Raw genomic sequence first — 18337 nt, 5'->3', positions numbered from 1 at the left:
AGAGGGCCGGGATGACGGCACCAGACCGCAGCTGATTAACGCTTAATCGGTGAATTCCGGCGCTTGCCTGGCGGATGAAAATGCCGCCAGTGTGGATCCTGCGCCGCGGCAAGCAACTCATGGTCGCCACGCGTGTCGCCCCAGGCGCGCAGGTGATACGCGTTCAGATCGCCATAGACTTTCTCCAGCCTCGCCACCTTCTGTGCACAACGGCAGTTATGACCGGTGATCCGCCCGGTCAGCTTACCGTCTTTCACTTCCAGCTGCGTGCCAATCAGCTTAATGCCGAGCTTATCGGCCCACGGCTGCAATACCAGCGCCGGGGAGGCGGAGCAAATTGTCACTTCCGCACCGGAATTGACCTCATTGGCGACGGCCAGCACGCCTTCCGGGCGCATCAGCTTGTTCCAGTATTTTTCACAGAAGGCTTCCGCCTGCTGACGTAACCAGTGCTCATCCACCCCCGTCAGGAAGGTTTTGATCAACACCTCTTTCAGCTCATCACGCGTCAGCTTGCGGCGCACACAGTGCAGCGTAGGCAGGGCCATGCGCACCAGTCGGCCAGCAAAGTAGCGCTTGCCAAAGGCAAAGCGCAGGAACGGGATAAAACTGTCGTGGTGCGTCAACGTACCATCAAAGTCAAAGACAGAGAGCACGCTGGACTTCGCCACGGCTTCGTCGGCAATCATATTGGTCATAAATACGTCTTAGCTGTAATACACATTCTGCGGATCAGTTTACCTGCTTTATCTGAACAGTCCTTACATCACCACCATTTTTTTCACGATCTTGCGATCTGAAAGTGAGTCCATTTTTGGTCTCGATAGTCGTTGGTGAAAAAATGAACTGTCTATATTATCGCCACATCGAAAGATATTTCGGGGGAACATTGGCCCCCACACGTAAGGAAAAATTCACGCTAAGCCACGATTTTTGATATGACGTTAAGATCGCTTATTTCAATCCTCACACTCAGTTTTGCTTCGTTTTCTGCAATGAGTTTTCAACTGCCCGCATCGATGATCTCAATGAACGCTGCATTTGCGGAATCACCCGCGAAATCGGCGCTGTTTCATCAGGAAACGGGCCCGCTGCGCTCGCGCATTCTCGACCAATACCATAAGTGGAAGGGTACCCAGTATAAGTGGGGTGGCACAAGTCACCGCGGCGTGGATTGTTCTGCGCTAATGCAGCACCTGTTCAGCGATGCGGCGCATCTTAATTTACCGCGCACGACCAGCGAGCAAATCCATCGCGGCGTGCGGGTGGCGCAGTACCGTCTTAAAGCCGGCGACCTGGTCTTCTTCCAGACGGGACCAAACCGCAAGCATGTCGGCGTTTACATCGGTGACAACCGGTTTATTCACGCCTCCAGCAGCCAGGGTGTGACGGTTTCCACCCTGACCGATAACTACTGGCAGGCACATTACATCACGGCCCGCCGTGTGATGGGCAGTGCAGCGTAACGGGATCAGACGATGTCATCCACCACGCCACCGTCGACGCGCAACGCTGCGCCCGAGGTGGCGGAGGCCTGGGGCGAACAAACATAAATCACCATATTGGCCACCTCTTCTACCGTGGCCGCACGCTGGATAACCGAGCTGGGGCGGTTGGCCATGACAAATTCTTTCGCCAGTTGCTCCAGCGATTTACCGGTTCTCTCGATCTCGTCTTTCATCATCGCAGCAAAACCGTCCGACATTGTCGGGCCCGGCAGCACGCTGTTCACCGTGACGCCGCTGCCAGCCACGAACTTCGCCAGCCCGCGCGCCAGCGAGAGCTGGGCGGTTTTCGTCACGCCATAGTGGATCATATCCGCAGGAATATTGCAGGCCGATTCTGACGAGATAAACACCACACGACCCCAGCCTTTTTGTACCATGCCGGGTAGCAGGGCGCGGGAGAGACGCACGCCGGACATCACGTTTGTTTGCCAGTAGCGTTCCCAGGTCTCGTCGTCGGTGGAATAAAAATCCTGCTGGCCATAAATCCCGGCGTTATTCACCAGAATATCGACGTGCGTGGCAACCCTGAGCAGTTCGTCAACGCCCTCCTGCGAGCTCAGGTCGGCGATGGCGGCGCGGACCTGCACGCCAGGCACCACCTGCTGTAGCGCCTGAATGCCTTTGTTCACCGAGTCGACGCTGCGCCCGTTCACGATCACTTCCGCACCGCTCTCCGCCAGCCCCCGGGCGATGGCAAATCCAATACCGCCGGTAGACGCGGTCACCAGCGCCACTTTCCCCGTTAAATCAATTTTCATCATTCGCTCCTTGTCGTCTTATGCCTTTACGCTTAAAGCGTAGCAGTTGACGATGGCGGACCCTCTTTAAAAAGGCGCAACAGCGTCTCGACCTGCTCGTCCAGAGGGCTGAGGGAGCGTTTGACGATGAGGTGCAGCGGCGTGGCGCGACGTACGCCGTGGCTGAGCGGCAGCGTTTTAAGGATGCCCTGCTGGAGCGGGGTCTGAATGCGTTCTTCCGGTAACCAGCCGTATCCAACCTGATACATCACCGCTTCGATCGCGGCATCGATGGTGGAGAATGTCCACGACTCCCCGGAGGGGCGAACGGTGGGCTGGCTGTCTGCGATCTGAATGCGCGGCCACGGTCGTAGGATCTCGTCGTTAAGCGGTGTATCCAGCGCAAACAGCGGGTGCGCGTGATGCGCGACGGCAACAAAATCGATATTCATCAGCCATTCGCCCAGGCCGGTAATGTCCTGGCGGCGGGTTAAGACCATCACGTCGGCTTCATCATTGAGCGCATCTGCGCGGCTGTTTTCCAGCACTTCGGTGAGCCGAACCTGCGTTTGCGGGTACAACTGCTGAAACTGGCGCAAAATCGCGAACAGCCGGCTGCGCGGAAAAATACTGTCGACCATCAAGTCGATACGGGTTCGCATCCCGCTGCGCAGGGTCGCAGCGCGCGTTTCAACATAGGCGAAAGCTTTCAACAGCGGTTTAACCTGATTCAGCAACAGCTCGCCCGCCGGGGTCAGCACGGCCCGTCTGCCTTCTGTCATTAAGAGCGCCACGCCCAGCCGCTCCTGCAAAAGCGACAGGTTGTAGCTGACTGAGGACTGGCTGCGGTGGGTCTCTTCCGCCGCCTTAGCGAAGCTGCCAGCCTCGATGACTCTCTCCAGCAAGGCCCATTGTTCGAGCGTCGTCTTATGCATAACTGATCTAAATTTTGGATGAATTTGATTCAAACATAGCGTTATTCATTCGATTTTTAAAGGAGTACGATCGTCTCATCAAAACAAAGGAGACATCTTATGAACACCTTCGACAAACATGATTTAAGCGGCTTCGTCGGCAAACATCTGGTTTATACCTACGATAATGGCTGGAACTACGAAATTTACGTCAAAAACGAGAATACCCTCGACTACCGTATTCACAGTGGTCTGGTGGGTAACCGTTGGGTAAAAGATCAGCAGGCATATATCGTTCGCGTTGGGGAAAGCATCTATAAAATTTCCTGGACGGAACCAACCGGTACCGACGTGAGCCTGATCGTGAACCTGGGCGACAGCCTGTTCCACGGCACCATCTTCTTCCCGCGCTGGGTCATGAATAATCCGGAAAAAACCGTCTGCTTCCAGAACGATCACATTCCGCTGATGAACAGCTACCGTGATGCCGGGCCGGCGTATCCGACAGAAGTGATTGATGAATTTGCCACCATCACCTTCGTGCGCGACTGTGGTGCGAATGATGATAGCGTGATCAATTGCGCGGCCAGCGAGCTGCCTGCAAACTTCCCGGAAAATTTAAAATAAGATCGGTAACACGTGAACGGGACATCGGCCATGTTGGATTTTACCGGCATGGCCGTTTTTTATGCCGCAGAAATGTCGGGGTAAGTAACACATTCCGCCGTTAAGGTGAAAGGCGTAGGGGTACAGACCGCCAGACTCAGCGAGCCAAAACGTAGCTGGCTGACCGGGAGCGACTGGGCGGTGCTGTCAATGCTGACAATCTGCCACGCGCTGCCGCCGCGCTGTTTGACGATTGCCTCTTTGCGCGTCCAGATGCGCCAGAATGCGGAAAGCTGCTCTTCCGGCGCTTCACGTTCCAGCTCGTCATGTTCGGTGAGGCTGAAAACGGCATTTGCCAGCGCCTGCCAGTTCTCCCGCGGGCGGATCACTTCGATATCGCAGCCCACTTCACCCTCATCGCTCATCAGCAGCGCAATGTCGTTCCCGCTGTGGCTCAGGTTAAACCACAGCGGATGACCGTTAGCGAAGGCCGGTTTTCCCTGCTCGCCGTAAATTATCTCGGGAAGCGGTGAGGGGGATAAGGTTCTGGCGAGCAGCGTCCGGCCTGCAAGCCAGGAAGCGTGTCGTGCACCCTGTGGTGCCATGTCTGCGAGCGTTGACGCCAGCGGGTCCGCGCTAAGGGTGGAGATCTTTCCCAGTACAAACTGGTACATAGTTACGCCCAGCGTTGAATGATTATCGAGGTATTGATGCCGCCAAAGGCAAAGTTATTGCTCTGAATAAATTCGCAATCAATCGGGCGGGTTTCCCCCATAATATAATCTAAAGTGCCGCATTGCTCATCCGGTTATCCCGGCAAACGGCTTTTTGGCCGACCCGGACCCAGAAGAATGGCGAGTTTACTGCCTCCTTTCGTGGTTTCCATCCAGATTTTACAGACGCTGGTAAGCGGCACTGAGAGCAGCATACCCACCGGACCCAGCAGCCATCCCCAGATCAGTAACGATAAAAACACCACCATCGTCGACATGCCCAGACGGTGACCCATCATGCGCGGCTCAAGAATATTACCCAGCACCATATGCACGACGAGGAACAGCGCCCCTACCAGCATGCACTCATAAAAACCGTTGAACAGGAACGCCTGGATCATCGGCGGAACGGCGGAAAGCACCGCGCCGATATTGGGTACGTAGTTCAGTAAAAACGCCAGCACGCCCCACATCAGCGCGAACTGCACGTCAAGCAGTACCAGCCCCAGCCAGACGATCGCACCGGTCCACAGGCTTAACAGCGTTTTCAGCGCCAGATATTTGGACACGCCCTTCAGCGCGCGGTGCAAGCCGGCAATGTGGATCTGCGGATTGTTCAGGGCAAAACGCAGTTTATAGGGCACGTGGCGCACTTCGAACAGCATAAACACCACCGTCATCACCAGCAGCAGAATGCTGGCCATTGCCCCGGAAAGCCCGGTCATCAACGTGGTGGCGTAGGTCATCACCTTCTCGGAATCCATCCTGCGCAGCATCCGTTCCGGTGAGATATGCAGATTCACGAACGGCAACATGCGCTGAAGATCGACCAGCTTGCGCGTCAGCTCTTTATTGTACTGCGGCAGCATGGTGGAAAATTCGCTCAGCGAGGCGGCGAGCACGCCGAACAGCGCCGTCAGGACAACCAGCATCACCATAACCACAATGGTAATCGCGACCGGGCGGCTGATGCCCCGGCGTAAAAACCATGTCACCAGCGGGTTGAGCACGATGGCGAAAAACAGCGCCAGCAGAAGCTGAACAATAATATCCGCCGCGGCGTGGATACCCGCAAGGATAACCACCAGGCAGGCAAGTTTTAATAAAATATGAAGTCCGACTTTATCGGGCGGGCTGGCAGTCATAAGAATTCCTTTTTCCGGGGGGCGTGTTAATTGTAGTGCGCCGGATGGGCTTCGTCTGGAGCGTTAGTCTGAAAGTCGTGGCAAAAAAATGGCCCCCGGCGCAAGCGACGGAGGCCACGGTAGCCTGGTGAATGATTACTGGATCACGAGGGTGTTAATGATGTTTTCAGCGGCGGTCTGCGCTTTCTGCTGATTGTCTGCGGGCAGGGTGATCTGCATGGTCAGCAGTTTATTGTCCACCTTGCCGAGCACCACGGAGGAGTACGCCGTCTGGCCTTTGGCAGAGATGATGCTGTCCAGCTGTTGCAGCGTGTGGCCTTTCAGTTCAACAGACTTGTTGGTGACCACCTGAAGCTGCGGGTCGCGGCTGCGCTGCTGATCTTCCAGGCGTTTGGCCAGCACGCCCAGATCTTCGCTGGTATCGTCACCGACGATCACAATCACCGCTTTTTGGCCGGTGGCATCGGAATAGACGTGCATGTTGTTCGCCTGGGTGCCCAGCTTACCGCTCTGGTCGGTCATGTCCGCGGGCAGAGAGAAACTGAGTTTGCCATCCATCAGGCTCACCGGCTGACCGCTGGCGTTGCTTTCTGCTGACGCGCCCTGAGCAGGCGTTTTGGTGTCGCTGTTATCACAGGCTGCAAGGCCAACAACCAGCAGGCCAATCCCGACATATTTAACCAGATTGCGCATTGACTTCTTCCTTTCGATAAACGGCCATAACGGCTCATTCGTTCATCTTATCACAACTGATAAAGCGAACCCTTAACCTGCCTGCAATGCGGAGATTTCAGATTTATCTGCCAGCCTTTTCAGCAGCATATTCAACAGTACGCCGTACATTGGCAGGAAGAAGACCAGGCTGATAAGCACCTTGAAGGCGTAGTCCACCAGAGCGATTTCCATCCAGTGTTCTGCCATGAAGGCGTCCGGGCTGCGCCAGAAGGCGATGAAGAAGAAGGCCAGCGTATCGCTCACGTTCCCGAACAGCGTGGAGGCCGTTGGCGCCATCCACCAGCGATGGTTCTGACGCAGGCGGTTAAACACGTGGACATCGAGGATCTGCCCCAGGGCATAGGCCATAAAGCTGGCGGTGGCAATACGCGCGACGAACAGGTTGAAGTGCGTCAGCGCTTCGAAGCCCTGCCAGTTGCCCATGTAAAACAGCGAGGAGATGGCATAGGAGACGAACAGTGCCGGGATCATCACCGCAAAAATAATCCGCCGCGCCAGCGGTGCGCCAAAAATACGCACGGTTAAATCCGTCGCGAGGAAAATAAACGGGAAACTGAACGCGCCCCAGGTGGTATGGAAACCAAAAATGGAGATGGGGAGCTGTACCAGATAGTTACTGGAGATGATCACCAGCAGATGAAATAGCGAAAGCCAGAACAACGCCTTGACGCGCTGCGATTGTGTAAAGGAGTTCATATTGTACCTTTTTGATTAATATTTGGGGTGAGGGAACCCAATAAAGCCGCCGCATGATACTGCTTTGACGACACTTTGCAATGGCTAATTTTCACGCAATCGTTAACCTGGTTTGCATTGACGATAGCGGGGCGTAAACTACAGCCGTTTTTACCTGAACGAGAAGAAAATGACCGACCTGTTTTCCAGCCCAGACCACACGCTTGATGCTCAGGGCCTCCGCTGCCCGGAGCCGGTAATGATGGTGCGTAAAACCGTCCGTAACATGCAGAGCGGCGAAACGCTGCTGATCGTCGCCGATGACCCGGCTACCACCCGTGATATCCCCGGCTTTTGTACCTTTATGGAACATGAACTGGTGGCGCAGCAAACCGAGACCTTGCCGTACCGGTATTTGATTCGTAAGGGATAAGCCCTTACCCCGGCCCTCTCCCACAGGGAGAGGAAGAAAGCCTTTCTAAACCAGCGTTTCAAAATTTCGCGCTTTTTGTGAGGCGCTTCACCCTCCCTTTTCCAGCCGTAGTCTATTTTTTAAACGTCAAAAACTAAAACACTGTTTTAACGCTTATCTCACTGCCCTGGAGTTGACTCAATGAAAACGACCCTCAAGCCGTTACTGGCCGCGCTGTGCCTGTCTGCTTTTGCCTGCACCGTCTCCGCACAAACCATAAAAGCTGCCGATGTGCATCCTGAAGGCTATCCGAACGTGGTGGCGGTTCAGCACATGGGTGAAAAACTCAAACAACAAACCGATGGCAGGCTGGAGATTAAGGTCTTCCCCGGCGGCGTGCTGGGGGATGAAAAGCAGATGATTGAGCAGGCGCAGATGGGGGCGATCGACATGATCCGCGTCTCCATGGCACCGGTGGCCGCCATCCTGCCGGATATCGAAGTGTTTACGCTGCCCTACGTGTTCCGCGATGAAGACCACATGCACAAGGTGATCGACGGGGATATCGGCAGGCAGATCGGCGACAAACTCACCGCCAACCCGAAATCGCGTCTGGTCTTCCTTGGCTGGATGGATTCCGGCACCCGCAACCTGATCACCAAAGAGCCGATCGTCAAACCGGACGATCTGAAAGGGAAGAAAATCCGCGTGCAGGGCAGCCCGGTAGCGCTGGCCACGCTGAAAGCGATGGGGGCAAACTCGGTGGCGATGGGCGTCAGCGAGGTGTACAGCGGCATGCAGACCGGAGTGATTGACGGCGCGGAGAACAACCCGCCAACCTTTATCGCCCATAACTACATGCCGGTCGCCAAAAACTACACGCTAAGCGGCCACTTTATCACCCCGGAAATGCTGCTCTACTCCAAAGTGAAATGGGACAAGCTCAGCGCTGACGAACAGCAAAAGATCCTGACGCTGGCCCGCGAAGCGCAGTTCGAGCAGCGCAAGCTGTGGAATGCGTATAACGACCAGGCGCTGGCGAAAATGAAGGCTGGCGGCGTGCAGTTCCACGACATCGATAAAACGGTGTTTATCAAGGCGACAGAGCCGGTGCGCGCGCAGTATGGCGACAAGCATCAGGATCTGATGAAAGCCATCGCTGACGTCCAGTAAGCCGGAGTACGTATGTCCGAACTCTACCTGAAGTGGATGGACCGTCTGTACCTGCTTGCCATGGTGGTGGCGGGTCTCTCGCTACTGGTGATGACGATTGTGATCCCCATTGGCATTTTCTCTCGCTATGTGCTCAATCGCGGCGAATCCTGGCCGGAGCCGATCGCCATTATCTGCATGGTGACGTTTACCTTTATCGGCGCGGCGGTGAGCTACCGCGCCGGGTCGCATATAGCGGTCAACATGCTCACCGACCGCCTGCCCGCGTCGCTGCAAAGCGTGTGCGCCCGGGCGGTGGATCTGCTGATGCTGCTCATCTCCGGCCTGATGTGCTGGTACAGCTACTGGCTGTGCGTCGAGCTGTGGGAACAGCCGGTGGCGGAGTTTCCGCTCCTGACCTCCGGCGAAAGCTATCTGCCGCTGCCTGTCGGGTCGGCCATTTTGATCCTGTTTGTGCTTGAACGCCTGCTGTTTGGCTCGCAGGAAAACCGTCCGGTCGTGCTGATCGGCAATCACAGTTAAGGGGTGAACAATGGATGCGTTTGTTTTGTTATTCACCCTCGCCATTTTGCTGGCGCTGGGGATGCCGGTGGCCTTCGCTGTCGGCTTAAGCGCCGTGGCGGGCGCGCTGTGGATTGACCTGCCGCTGGAGGCGCTGATGATCCAGATCACCAGCGGGGTCAATAAATTTACCCTGCTGGCGATCCCGTTCTTCATTCTTGCCGGGGCGATCATGGCGGAAGGGGGCATTGCCCGACGGCTGGTTAACTTCGCGTACGTTTTTGTCGGCTTTATTCGCGGCGGGCTGTCGCTGGTGAACATCGTGGCATCAACGTTCTTCGGCGCGATTTCCGGCTCGTCGGTGGCGGATACGGCGTCTATCGGCAGCGTGATGATCCCGGAGATGGAGAAGAAAGGCTATCCGCGCGAATACGCGGCGGCGGTGACGGCCAGCGGGTCGGTGCAGGCAATTTTGATCCCGCCCAGCCATAACTCGGTAATTTACTCTCTGGCGGCGGGGGGAACGGTCTCCATCGCCACGCTGTTTATCGCCGGCGTGCTGCCGGGGCTGCTGCTGGGGCTGTGCCTGATGATCCTCTGTCTCGGATTCGCCCACAAGCGCGGTTACCCGAAGGGTGAGAAAATCCCGTTTAAGCAGGCGGTGAAGATTTTACTTGATGCCCTGTGGGGGCTGATGACGGTGGTGATTATCCTCGGCGGGATCTTGTCCGGGATATTCACGGCGACCGAATCCGCCGCCGTGGCCTGCCTTTGGGCATTCTTCGTCACCATGTTCATCTACCGTGATTACAAATGGAGCGAACTGCCGAAGCTGATGTGCCGGACGGTGAAAACGGTCACTATCGTGATGATTTTAATAGGCTTTGCCGCGGCGTTTGGCGCAGTGATGACCTATATGCAGCTGCCGTCGCGCATCACCGAATTCTTCACCTCGCTGTCCGATAACAAATACGTGATCCTGATGTACCTTAACATCATGCTACTGCTGATTGGCACGCTGATGGACATGGCGCCGATCATCCTGATCCTGACCCCGGTGCTGCTGCCGGTGACCAACTCGCTGGGGATCGACCCGGTGCATTTTGGAATGATCATGATGGTGAACCTGGGGATTGGGCTGATCACGCCGCCGGTCGGGTCGGTGCTGTTCGTGGCGAGCGCGGTGAGTAAGCAGAAGATCGAGCACGTGGTGCGGGCGATGCTGCCGTTTTACGGTATGTTGCTGGTGGTGCTGGGAATGGTGACGTACATCCCGGCGATATCACTGTGGCTGCCGGGGGTGTTAGGGATGCAGTGATGCGTGCGGCCTGATGCCCTCACCCCGGCCCTCTCCCGCGGGGAGAGGGGGCAAACACGAGAAACGGCAACCCGGTTGCCGTTTCACTTTTACCTTTGACGCAACAGCCGCAACGCGTTCGCCGTGACCAGCACTGTCGCCCCCGTATCCGCCAGCACCGCCAGCCACAGGCCGGTCATGCCGAGCAGCGTGGTGACCAGGAATATCCCCTTCAGCCCCAGCGCAATGCCGATGTTCTGCCGAATATTGGCGCGCGTCGCACGCGCAAGATCTATCATCTGCGCCAGCCCGGTCAGGCGGTTGTGCGTCAGCGCCGCGTCGGCGGTCTCCAGCGCTACGTCGGTGCCGCTGCCCATTGCAATGCCGATGGTAGAAGCTTTCATTGCCGGGGCATCGTTAATACCGTCGCCGACCATCGCCAGCGGGGCGTGCGCGTTTAATTCCGTTACGGCACTCACCTTGTCCGCAGGCAATAACCCGGCCTTAAACGCCAGCCCCAGCTCGCCGGCAATCGCGGCCGCCGCGCGCGGGTTATCACCGGTCAGGATCACGCCCTGTACCCCCAGCCTGTGCAGCGCGTCGACGGCGTCTTTCGCATCGTCGCGCAGGGTATCGCGCAGCGCCAGCATGCCCATCGGTACACTGTCCTGCATCACGGCAACGACCGTCTGACCGGCCTGCTCTAATGCCTCAGCCTGTGGATTCGCGAACGCACCTGCCGCGGCGATCAGCACTTTTTTGCCTTCGACCACGGCTTCAATCCCTGACCCGACCAGCGCTCGCTGGGCGGTTGCTGAAGGGATGTTCAGCCCGCGCGACTGCGCTTCACGCACAATCGCCTGCGCCAGCGGGTGAGTGGAGCCCTGCTCTACGGCAGCAGCAAGCGTCAGCAGGGCGTCTTCACTGATGTCCCGTGGATAAACGCCGGTTACCTGCGGTTTGCCGACCGTGAGCGTGCCGGTCTTATCGAAGGCAATATGCTGGATCTGGCTCAGCTGCTCCAGTGCCGCACCGCCCTTAATCAGCGCCCCGTGACGTGCCGCCGCCGCCAGCCCCGATGTTATCGCTGCCGGGGTGGAGATCACCAGCGCGCACGGACAGCCGATCAGCAGCAGGGTCAGCCCTTTATAAATCCAGCCCTCCCACGCCGCGCCGAAGAACAACGGTGGAACCACGGTAACCAGCAGCGCCACCATCATGATGGCGGGGGTGTAGATTCGGCTGAAACGGTCGATAAAGCGTTCGACCGGCGCGCGGCGCTCTTCGGCCTCTTCAATCAGCCTGAGGATACGGTCGATGGCGCTGTCACCCGGTTCGGACAGGACCTTGAGCTGGACCAGTCGGTCGACGCTGGTGGCACCCGCAGGTACTTTTTCACCCGCCGCGCGCGCTACCGGGATGGATTCTCCGGTCAAGGCACTTTCATCAAAGCTGGCGGTGGCGGTAACGAGAGCCCCGTCGGCTGGCAGACGCCCGCCTGCGGCGACTTCAATCACGTCGCCCGGGCGCAGCGTGTTGATGGCGACCGTTTCACGTTTGCCTTCATTAATCCGCGTGGCGGTTTCCGGCTTCAGCGCCATCAGCGCGCTCACCCCCTTACGTGCCCGGCTCGCCGCCCAGCCCTCAAGCCTTTCGCCAATCAAGAACAGCAGCAGCACCATCGCCGCTTCCGCCGTCGCGCCAATAAATAGCGCGCCGATGGCCGCCACGCTCATCAGCGTTTCGATGGCAAACCAGCTGCCGCTTCTCATCAGGCGCAACGCCTGACGGGCAATCGGGAACAGGCCGACCAGCGTGGTGGCGATAAATGCCAGATTGCCGAACGGGTGGTTAATCTGCTCCAGTCCCCAGCTCAGGGTCATCATAATGATGAGCGTGATAAGGGGCAGGTTTTCTTTAAGCGGGGACGTTTTTTCAGCGGGCGCCGTTTCGCTGCGCAGGGTATAACCCGCTTTGCCGACGGCGGCTTCAACCTGTCTGCTGACGTCGTTTTCGGCGCTAACCAGCAGCTTTTCGGTAGCGAACAGCACCTGAACGTGGTTCACGCCCGGCACCTGCTTCACCGCGTTTTCCACTTTGCGGGCGCAGGCCGCGCAGTCCATACCGTTGACCACCCAGCTGTAGTGATTGCCGTTTTGAGGCAGCGCTTCGACCTGCGTTTCGCACGTACCCTCGCAGCAGCAGTCCTCTTTTGGCGGAACCGGGCTGAGCTTAAGGGCCGAGAATTGAGGCGCTTTTTTAGGTGTTTCTGGAGTCGACATGGCAGTCTCCGGTAATGATAATTTTCTCATTTACCGCAGCATACACTCTGGAGTCGACTCCAGAGTCAAGCGTTATTTAGATATACAGCGAACGCACAATCAGGAAGTGTCCGGCAAAGTAGCAGGCGGCGGAAATCGCATTATCCGCACGGAAGCGGCGGCGATAGTGACTGCCCAGCCAGACGATATTGCCGATTAACAACAGCGCGGCGCCGAAGAATGCAGACATCGCCTGAGAGGTCGGTCGGAAGAACCACAGCTCGCCCGCCAGCCACACCATCACCAGCGTCATGGCGATAAACGTACAGACCGGCAGACGCATCTCTTCCAGACGCGACCAGATCACCGCAATAAGCAGGGCACCAATCACCAGCAGCACCAGCGGCAGCGGCCAGAAGAAGGAGAGCGTCATCTGGCTGGCGAAGTAGATGGTATAGAGCAGATGCGACAGGAAGAACGCCCCCACGGCGTAAAGCAGGCGCTGGCGCGGCAGCAGGGTTAAGGCATCGCCAATCAGGGAAGCACACAGCCCCGCGAGGACAAGATAGCTAATGGCGTTAAACATCGGTGCCTGCCAGGCAAGCAACAGCAGGAGTAATAGCGTGACGGGTTTAAACAACCAGCGCTGCCAGGCTGGGCCACGGTAAGACGCATCGACATATAGCCATGCGGAAAAACAGACAGCGATAAATGACCAAAGCATATTAACTCCCTGTAACTGTTGAGGCTGAATGATCAGTTCCTGATCCAGTGTAGTGACGCGAGCGGGCGTTTGGCAATGCCGGGGCAGGCGAGGTATCCTGAATTCCGCATAATCTGATGGGATTTTTCAATGAGCAAGATGCCGCTGTTTTTCATTATCGTGGTGGCGATTATCATCATTGCCGCCTCGTTTCGCTTCGTGCAGCAGCGCCGTGAGAAGGCCGACAACGACGCCGCGCCCCTGATGCAAAAGCGCGTGGTGGTGACGAACAAGCGTGAAAAGCCGCTCAACGACCGCCGATCTCGCCAGCAGCAGGTGACGCCTGCCGGCACAACGATGCGCTATGAAGCAAGCTTTAAGCCGGAAACCGGCGGGCTGGAGATGACCTTCCGCCTGGAGGCGCAGCAGTACCACCAGCTGACGGTGGGGGAGAAAGGCACGCTGAACTACAAAGGGTCGCGGTTTGAAGGGTTTAGGGCGGAATAATGCGCGATCGGTCCCCTCTCCCGGTGGGAGAGGGTTAGGTTGAGGTATCAGGCCGCACCCTACTTCTTCACCTGCGCCTTAAACTTCTTCATCCACACCAGCAGCTCAAATACGCCGAAAATAAACACCCGCAGCTGCTGCCAGCCGGTCATCGGTGGGCCATCTTTCGGCAGACCGTTTTTCAGCATCACCATCTGCAAGGCATGCATGAACGCGGTAAAAATCAGCGCCACGTTAATAAAGATATTTAGCGGACGCGGGAACGGGTGCACCAGATTCAAAATTAAAAATGCCCATACGCCCAGCATCAGCAAGCGCCCTACGTTAATCAGTACTGGCATCGGATCCTCCTTGTGCCTGACGGTGATACAGACGATAAGCCACCTGACCGGCGACCTTTTCGCGGTGCAGATCCCAGTGAACGGGAACGGGCGGCAGGCCATTTTCCACTTCGCTTTCAACGTAAATCAGCGCGTCGTCCGCCAGCCAGCCATTTTTTTCCAGCAACGATAATGTCTCTTCCAGCAGCCCTTTACGGAACGGCGGGTCAACAAACACCACGCTGAACGGCGTCCCCTGTTGGGCGAGGAAGCTCAGCGTGTTGGTATTCACCACTTTGGCGTTGGTTGCCTTCAGCGTAGCCAGATTTTGCTGCAACGTCTGCGCGACGCCGCGCTCCATCTCCAGCAGCGTGGCGCTCGCAGCATAGCGCGACAGCGCTTCCAGCCCTAATGCGCCGCTTCCGGCGAAGCAGTCCAGGCAGTTGGCGTCTACCATAGACGGGGCGAGCCAGTTAAACAGCGTCTCGCGAACGCGGTCCGTGGTGGGGCGTAAACCGGGGCTGTCCGGCACCGGTAATTTCCGGCCTCGCCACTGACCGCCGATAATGCGAATTTGACCGGCCGGGGCGCGGGTGGGTTTCTTCATCTCAGGAAAGCTCTGTTAACCATTGCCCTGCGATTGCGGGCGGTGATGTCAATTAAGTAAAGTGTTAGACTATTTCATCATTTTTTTAGCTTCCCTGTATATAGCGCCGCGAGGAGTGTAGTCGCAGATGGCAAAACAAAAAAAACGTGGCTTCTTTTCCTGGTTGGGTTTCGGTGAAAAAGAGCAAGAAACAGAACAGAAAACCGAAGAACAGCAGGTTGTAGAAGAGCAGTCACAGCCTGAAACGCCTGTCGAAACCGCTGCGGTTATCGAAGCGGAAGAGTCAGCCCACAGCAAAGAAGAGATTGAATCCTTTGCCGAAGAGGTGGTTGAGGTTACTGAACAGGTTCAGGAGAGCGAAAAACCAGAGCCGGTTATCGTTGACACCCTTACCGAAGCGCCGCAGGCCGCTGTCGAACACGAAGATCTGCCGCTGCCGGAAGAGGTGAAAGCTGAAGAGGTTTCTGCCGAAGAGTGGCAGGCCGAAGCGGAAACCGTTGAAATTGTTGAGGCGGTGGAAGAAGAAGCGGCCCTTGAGCCTGAGCTGACCGACGAAGAGCTGGAAGCCCAGGCGCTGGCGGCGGAAGCCGCTGAAGAAGCGGTGATCGTCGTGCCGGTGGAAGAGCAAGAGCAGCCTGAAGAAGAGATCGTTCAGGAGCAGGAAAAACCGACCAAAGAAGGTTTCTTCGCGCGCCTGAAGCGCAGCCTGCTCAAAACCAAAGAAAACTTAGGTTCCGGATTTATCAGTCTGTTCCGCGGCAAAAAGATCGACGACGATTTGTTTGAGGAGCTGGAAGAGCAACTGCTGATTGCGGACGTGGGCGTGGAAACCACCCGGAAAATCATCGCTAACCTGACCGAAGGGGCGAGCCGCAAACAGCTGCGTGACGCCGAGGCGCTGTACGGCCTGCTGAAAGATGAGATGGGTGAAATTCTCGCAAAAGTTGACGAACCGCTTAATATTGAAGGCAAAATGCCGTTTGTTATCCTGATGGTTGGCGTCAACGGCGTGGGTAAAACCACTACTATTGGCAAGCTGGCGCGCCAGTTTGAGCAGCAGGGTAAATCGGTGATGCTGGCGGCGGGCGATACCTTCCGTGCGGCAGCGGTGGAACAGCTCCAGGTGTGGGGCCAGCGCAACAATATTCCGGTCATTGCTCAGCACACCGGCGCGGATTCCGCGTCCGTGATTTTCGATGCCATCCAGGCGGCGAAGTCGCGAAACGTGGACGTGCTGATTGCGGATACCGCAGGGCGTTTGCAGAACAAATCGCACCTGATGGAAGAACTGAAGAAAATCGTTCGCGTCATGAAGAAGCTGGACGAAGATGCACCGCATGAAATTATGCTGACTATCGACGCCAGCACCGGGCAGAACGCCATTAGCCAGGCGAAGCTGTTCCATGAAGCGGTAGGACTGACGGGGATCACGCTGACCAAGCTGGACGGCACCGCGAAAGGCGGGGTGATTTTCTCCGTAGCCGACCAGTTCGGCATTCCTATCCGTTACATCGGTGTGGGCGAGCGTATTGAGGATTTACGTCCGTTTAAAGCGGACGACTTTATTGAGGCACTATTTGCCCGAGAGGACTAACAATGATTCGCTTTGAACACGTCAGCAAGGCCTATCTCGGTGGGAGACAAGCGCTACAGGGGGTGACATTTCACCTCCAGCCAGGCGAGATGGCATTCCTGACCGGCCATTCCGGCGCGGGGAAAAGTACCTTGCTCAAGCTGATCTGTGGGATCGAGCGGCCAAGCGCCGGGAAAATCTGGTTCAGCGGCCATGAAATTAGCCGCCTTAAGAACCGAGAAGTTCCATTCCTGCGCCGTCAGATTGGCATGATTTTCCAGGATCACCACCTGCTGATGGATCGCACGGTTTTCGATAACGTCGCGATTCCGCTGATTATTGCCGGTGCCAGTTACGATGATATCCGCCGTCGCGTTTCGGCAGCGCTGGATAAAGTCGGGCTGTTGGACAAAGCGAAGAACTTCCCAATCCAGCTCTCCGGCGGTGAGCAGCAGCGCGTGGGTATCGCCCGCGCGGTGGTGAACAAGCCTGCCGTTTTGCTGGCGGATGAACCGACCGGTAACCTGGACGATGCCCTCTCTGAAGGGATCCTGCGTCTGTTTGAGGAATTTAACCGCGTGGGGGTCACGGTACTGATGGCGACGCACGACATGGGGCTGATCTCCCGCCGTTCGTACCGCATGCTGACCCTGAGCGACGGGCATTTGCACGGAGGCCACGGTGAATAAGCGTGATGCAATGAACCAGATTCGGCAGTTCAGCAACCGGTTTGACCGTTTCCGCCAGCCTCAGGGCGGTGGGGACGGCAATCGTAATGCGCCTAAGCGTGCCAAACCGACACCGAAACCGAATTCCCGCAAAACCAACGTATTCAACGAGCAGGTGCGCTACGCCTTCCAGGGCGCGTTGCAGGATCTGAAAAGCAAACCGCTGGCGACGTTCCTGACGGTGATGGTGATTGCCATCTCCCTGACGCTGCCCAGCGTCTGCTACATGGTTTACAAAAACGTAAACCAGGCGGCGTCCCAGTACTACCCGTCACCGCAGATCACCGTTTATCTGGATAAAGCGCTCGACGATAACGCGGCGGCTCAGGTAGTGGGGCAGATTCAGGCCGAGCAGGGCGTGGAGAAGGTGAACTATCTTTCCCGCGATGAAGCGCTGGGCGAGTTCCGCAACTGGTCCGGATTTGGCGGCGCGCTGGATATGCTTGAAGAGAACCCGCTGCCCGCCGTGGCGGTGGTGATCCCGAAGCTCGATTTCCAGGGCACGGAGTCGCTCAACACCCTGCGCGACCGCATTACCCGCATTAACGGGATTGATGAAGTGCGCATGGACGACAGCTGGTTTGCCCGTCTTGCCGCCCTGACCGGGCTGGTAGGACGCGTGTCGGCGATGATCGGCGTGCTGATGGTGGCGGCGGTGTTCCTCGTCATCGGTAACAGCGTACGCCTGAGCATCTTCGCCCGTCGCGATACCATCAACGTGCAGAAACTGATTGGCGCAACGGATGGTTTCATCCTCCGCCCGTTCCTCTACGGCGGCGCGTTATTAGGTTTTTCTGGTGCATTTCTTTCATTGATTTTGTCAGAAATTTTGGTGATGCGGCTGTCGTCTGCCGTCACCGAGGTAGCGCAGGTTTTCGGAACCAAGTTTGATATCAGTGGTTTAGGTTTCGATGAGTGCCTGCTGTTGCTGCTGGTGTGCTCCATGATCGGCTGGGTGGCGGCATGGCTGGCAACGGTTCAACATTTACGCCACTTTACTCCCGACTAATAAAAGCGTGATATAATCTTTCCCTGCACCGAGATGTTCGCTTGCAGGGAAAGCGTCCCTGTTGTCTCTTCCCCTGTAATCATCGTCATGTCACATTTTGTGCGTAATTTATTCACTGTTGCACCTGGAACTTGTGGATAAAATCACTGTCTGATAAAAGAGTGAATGCTAATCTCGTTGCTCAAACGCTTTGGCATGGTTGTTGCCTGACGG

The 18337-nt window shown here is 56.8% G+C and carries 21 protein-coding genes and 1 pseudogene; 10 read left to right on the top strand and 12 right to left on the bottom strand.

Features of this window, described 5'->3' with window-relative positions:
- Positions 1 to 35 precede the first annotated feature (35 nt).
- The gene (locus tag G6Q29_RS18645) at positions 36 to 698 is read right to left on the bottom strand and encodes an HAD family hydrolase (protein WP_207309806.1); all 663 of its coding nucleotides are present in this window, start codon (positions 696 to 698) and stop codon (positions 36 to 38) included.
- A 321-nt stretch (positions 699 to 1019) separates the two neighbouring features.
- Between G6Q29_RS18645 and G6Q29_RS18640 the strand changes: the two genes are divergently transcribed.
- Positions 1020 to 1466 carry an NlpC/P60 family protein gene (locus G6Q29_RS18640; RefSeq protein ID WP_242637229.1) on the top strand — a complete coding sequence of 149 codons (447 nt, stop codon included), beginning with the start codon at positions 1020 to 1022 and terminating at the stop codon, positions 1464 to 1466.
- A 5-nt stretch (positions 1467 to 1471) separates the two neighbouring features.
- On the opposite strand, the gene G6Q29_RS18635 is transcribed toward G6Q29_RS18640, so the two are convergent.
- Entirely contained in the window at positions 1472 to 2266 is a 795-nt protein-coding gene (locus G6Q29_RS18635; protein ID WP_165466624.1) for an SDR family NAD(P)-dependent oxidoreductase, read from the bottom strand.
- Positions 2267 to 2298: 32 nt separating this feature from the next.
- Positions 2299 to 3180, bottom strand: a complete 882-nt coding sequence (locus G6Q29_RS18630) for a LysR family transcriptional regulator (RefSeq protein WP_165466589.1) — start codon at positions 3178 to 3180, stop codon at positions 2299 to 2301.
- A gap of 99 nt (positions 3181 to 3279) precedes the next feature.
- Here G6Q29_RS18630 and G6Q29_RS18625 point away from each other — a divergent pair, with 99 nt between their 5' ends.
- Positions 3280 to 3786 carry a phenolic acid decarboxylase gene (locus G6Q29_RS18625; RefSeq protein WP_006812311.1) on the top strand — a complete coding sequence of 169 codons (507 nt, stop codon included), beginning with the start codon at positions 3280 to 3282 and terminating at the stop codon, positions 3784 to 3786.
- 59 nt (positions 3787 to 3845) lie between these two features.
- Here G6Q29_RS18625 and acpT read toward each other — a convergent pair whose 3' ends face one another.
- The 5 genes and pseudogenes from acpT to G6Q29_RS18600 form a co-directional block, all read right to left on the bottom strand.
- Positions 3846 to 4439 carry a 4'-phosphopantetheinyl transferase AcpT gene (gene acpT, locus G6Q29_RS18620; RefSeq protein WP_165466588.1) on the bottom strand — a complete coding sequence of 198 codons (594 nt, stop codon included), beginning with the start codon at positions 4437 to 4439 and terminating at the stop codon, positions 3846 to 3848.
- Between the two features lie 2 nt (positions 4440 to 4441).
- Positions 4442 to 4573, bottom strand: a pseudogene (locus G6Q29_RS18615) (beta-ketoacyl-ACP synthase); the annotation flags it as partial.
- Positions 4574 to 5623, bottom strand: a complete 1050-nt coding sequence (locus tag G6Q29_RS18610; protein ID WP_165466587.1) for an AI-2E family transporter — start codon at positions 5621 to 5623, stop codon at positions 4574 to 4576.
- Positions 5624 to 5758: 135 nt separating this feature from the next.
- The gene (locus G6Q29_RS18605) at positions 5759 to 6316 is read right to left on the bottom strand and encodes a DcrB family lipoprotein (RefSeq protein ID WP_165466586.1); all 558 of its coding nucleotides are present in this window, start codon (positions 6314 to 6316) and stop codon (positions 5759 to 5761) included.
- 72 nt (positions 6317 to 6388) lie between these two features.
- A complete protein-coding gene (locus G6Q29_RS18600) occupies positions 6389 to 7054 on the bottom strand; it encodes a 7-cyano-7-deazaguanine/7-aminomethyl-7-deazaguanine transporter (RefSeq protein WP_165466585.1) in 666 nt (221 codons plus the stop codon).
- Positions 7055 to 7223: 169 nt separating this feature from the next.
- Here G6Q29_RS18600 and tusA point away from each other — a divergent pair, with 169 nt between their 5' ends.
- From tusA to G6Q29_RS18580, 4 genes are all read left to right on the top strand, one after another.
- Positions 7224 to 7466: a sulfurtransferase TusA gene (gene tusA / locus G6Q29_RS18595; protein WP_000130627.1), complete on the top strand. Its 243-nt coding sequence runs from the start codon at positions 7224 to 7226 to the stop codon at positions 7464 to 7466.
- A 180-nt stretch (positions 7467 to 7646) separates the two neighbouring features.
- Positions 7647 to 8618 (top strand): TRAP transporter substrate-binding protein, encoded by a 972-nt coding sequence (locus G6Q29_RS18590; protein ID WP_165466584.1) that lies wholly within the window; start codon positions 7647 to 7649, stop codon positions 8616 to 8618.
- Positions 8619 to 8630: 12 nt separating this feature from the next.
- Positions 8631 to 9140 (top strand): TRAP transporter small permease, encoded by a 510-nt coding sequence (locus G6Q29_RS18585; RefSeq protein WP_165466583.1) that lies wholly within the window; start codon positions 8631 to 8633, stop codon positions 9138 to 9140.
- Positions 9141 to 9150: 10 nt separating this feature from the next.
- Positions 9151 to 10437 carry a TRAP transporter large permease gene (locus tag G6Q29_RS18580; RefSeq protein WP_165466582.1) on the top strand — a complete coding sequence of 429 codons (1287 nt, stop codon included), beginning with the start codon at positions 9151 to 9153 and terminating at the stop codon, positions 10435 to 10437.
- 89 nt (positions 10438 to 10526) lie between these two features.
- Here G6Q29_RS18580 and zntA read toward each other — a convergent pair whose 3' ends face one another.
- Positions 10527 to 12698 (bottom strand): Zn(II)/Cd(II)/Pb(II) translocating P-type ATPase ZntA, encoded by a 2172-nt coding sequence (gene zntA, locus G6Q29_RS18575; protein WP_165466581.1) that lies wholly within the window; start codon positions 12696 to 12698, stop codon positions 10527 to 10529.
- Between the two features lie 76 nt (positions 12699 to 12774).
- Entirely contained in the window at positions 12775 to 13401 is a 627-nt protein-coding gene (locus G6Q29_RS18570) for a lysoplasmalogenase (protein ID WP_165466580.1), read from the bottom strand.
- A gap of 129 nt (positions 13402 to 13530) precedes the next feature.
- On the opposite strand from G6Q29_RS18570, the gene G6Q29_RS18565 reads away from it, so the two are divergent.
- Complete coding sequence (locus G6Q29_RS18565; protein WP_165466579.1) at positions 13531 to 13887, top strand: DUF2500 domain-containing protein; 357 nt, start codon at positions 13531 to 13533, stop codon at positions 13885 to 13887.
- A 59-nt stretch (positions 13888 to 13946) separates the two neighbouring features.
- Here the strand turns inward: G6Q29_RS18565 and G6Q29_RS18560 are convergent, their stop codons facing one another.
- Positions 13947 to 14228, bottom strand: a complete 282-nt coding sequence (locus G6Q29_RS18560; RefSeq protein WP_006812287.1) for a DUF1145 family protein — start codon at positions 14226 to 14228, stop codon at positions 13947 to 13949.
- Positions 14212 to 14814: a 16S rRNA (guanine(966)-N(2))-methyltransferase gene (gene rsmD / locus G6Q29_RS18555; protein ID WP_165466578.1), complete on the bottom strand. Its 603-nt coding sequence runs from the start codon at positions 14812 to 14814 to the stop codon at positions 14212 to 14214. Before rsmD ends, G6Q29_RS18560 begins: the two co-directional genes overlap by 17 nt.
- A gap of 127 nt (positions 14815 to 14941) precedes the next feature.
- Here rsmD and ftsY point away from each other — a divergent pair, with 127 nt between their 5' ends.
- The 3 genes from ftsY to ftsX are packed head-to-tail and all read left to right on the top strand — an operon-like array spanning position 14942 to position 18124.
- Positions 14942 to 16408, top strand: a complete 1467-nt coding sequence (gene ftsY, locus G6Q29_RS18550; protein WP_165466577.1) for a signal recognition particle-docking protein FtsY — start codon at positions 14942 to 14944, stop codon at positions 16406 to 16408.
- A gap of 2 nt (positions 16409 to 16410) precedes the next feature.
- Positions 16411 to 17076: a cell division ATP-binding protein FtsE gene (gene ftsE / locus G6Q29_RS18545; protein ID WP_006812284.1), complete on the top strand. Its 666-nt coding sequence runs from the start codon at positions 16411 to 16413 to the stop codon at positions 17074 to 17076.
- Positions 17069 to 18124, top strand: coding sequence for a permease-like cell division protein FtsX (gene ftsX / locus G6Q29_RS18540; protein WP_165466576.1), 1056 nt, complete (start codon positions 17069 to 17071; stop codon positions 18122 to 18124). Before ftsE ends, ftsX begins: the two co-directional genes overlap by 8 nt.
- Positions 18125 to 18337 lie beyond the last annotated feature (213 nt).

The organism is Enterobacter cloacae (genome assembly GCF_011078175.1).
GTDB classification, from domain to species: Bacteria; Pseudomonadota; Gammaproteobacteria; order Enterobacterales; family Enterobacteriaceae; genus Enterobacter; species Enterobacter cloacae_Q.
Note: the sequence above shows the minus strand (reverse complement) of the source record. Positions and strands in the feature narration are given on the sequence as shown.